Consider the following 1,571-nt stretch of genomic DNA (forward strand, 5'->3'; position numbering starts at 1 on the left):
CGTTCGGGCAAGGCGCTGTACGCGGGTATCTCCTCCTACACTCCGGAACAGACCATCGAGGCGGCCCGGATCCTGAAGGAACTCGGCACGCCGTTGCTCATCCACCAGCCCAGCTACTCCATGCTGAACCGGTGGACCGAGGACGGTGCACCCAACCTCTATGAGGCCCTCGAGCAGGTGGGAGCCGGTTCCATCGCGTTCTCCCCGCTGGCACAGGGCATACTGACGGACCGCTACCTGGTCGGCATCCCGGCCGATTCGCGGGCGGCCAAACAACGGTTCCTGTCCAAATCTGCCCTGACGGAGGACAAACTGGACCGTGTCCGCGGGCTCAACAGGATCGCCGCCGGCCGCGGGCAATCACTGGCGCAGATGGCCATCGCCTGGATCCTCCGAGACCAGCCCAAGGGGTCGCCCGTCACCTCCGCCCTCGTGGGTGCATCCAGCGTCAAGCAACTGGAAGACACGCTGTCCGCCATAAACAACCTCGCATTTACCGGCGAGGAACTCGCGGCCATCGACGAATTCGCAGCCGAATCAGACATCAACATGACCGTCCGCACCTGATGACCCGTCTATATCCCGGTGCCGCCATGATAGGTGGCATCTAGATGATTGACTCCTATTGGATGTAGTAGTCGAAGGCGATGTGTGATCGTTTCCGTGGTGTCACGATGTGCCAGTTGTGCCAGATCGCTGCAGCGAGTGCGGAGAGTCTGGCTGCGACTCTCGCGTAGGCGCCCCAACGCTGTGCTCTCCGGCAAAAAGCCCGCCAGTTCCTCACCCAAGCCAACGAACAAGTAAACGCCCTCTTCAAATAACGACCCGCCATACCTACTGCGCGCCGCGGGCATCGAATCCCCCGCAGCGCGCAGCCTCACCCCGTTACTCCCACGCAGAAGGACAACATCAATGGATCCCCTCCACCTCCGTTCCGCCGGCACCAGCCTGGTGATCAGCTTCGACAGTGGGGAGGCCGAGGTCATCCACTGGGGCGCGGACCTTGGCAGTACGCTGCCAAACCTCGCTATCCTCACGGCGGCCATCCCGCCGTCGTCCGCGGACGGCACCGTGCCCGCAGGCCTCCTGCCACAGGCCTCATCCAGCTGGCGGGGCCGCCCCGCCCTGCGCGGCCACCGCATCGCCGATGGCGTGTCCGGCCTGGACTTCTCGGCCCGCCTCCGCGTCGTGAGCGCGAGCGTCGAGGGCAACTCCACCATCATCGTCCAGGCCGATTCCGACACCGGACTGACCGTCTCGTCCGCCCTGACACTCCACGACGGCGGCCTGCTGGAACTGCACCACACGCTCACCAACCACGGCACCACCCCCTACCAGCTCGACGAACTGGCCACCGTCCTCCCGGTGGCGCCGGACGCCGTCGAACTCCTGGACCTGACCGGGCGCTGGTGCCGGGAACGGCACCCGCAGCGCCGCCCCATCCAGCAGGGCACCTGGGTCCGCACGGGCCGCCATGGCCGCACCGGGCACGACTCCTCGCTGCTCTTCGCCGCCGGCACTGCCGGCTTCGGCAACCGCCACGGGAAGGTCTGGGCCACCCACATGGCATG

Annotated in this window: 2 protein-coding genes and 1 pseudogene; 2 read left to right on the forward strand and 1 reads right to left on the reverse strand. The window is 66.1% G+C overall.

Annotated elements, in window-relative coordinates:
• On the forward strand, positions 1-567 hold a 567-nt coding region (locus tag AB0N24_RS27445; RefSeq protein ID WP_364131740.1), incomplete at its 5' end, for an aldo/keto reductase.
• A gap of 55 nt (positions 568-622) precedes the next feature.
• Here the strand turns inward: AB0N24_RS27445 and AB0N24_RS27450 are convergent.
• Positions 623-742 (reverse strand): annotated as a pseudogene (locus AB0N24_RS27450) (IS982 family transposase); the annotation flags it as partial.
• A gap of 170 nt (positions 743-912) precedes the next feature.
• Between AB0N24_RS27450 and AB0N24_RS27455 the strand changes: the two are divergent.
• Positions 913-1,571: glycoside hydrolase family 36 N-terminal domain-containing protein (locus AB0N24_RS27455; protein ID WP_364131742.1), on the forward strand; the 659-nt coding region annotated here is incomplete at its 3' end.

Origin of the sequence: Arthrobacter sp. NPDC093128 (genome assembly GCF_040683875.1) — a bacterium.
Classification (GTDB): domain Bacteria; phylum Actinomycetota; class Actinomycetes; order Actinomycetales; family Micrococcaceae; genus Arthrobacter.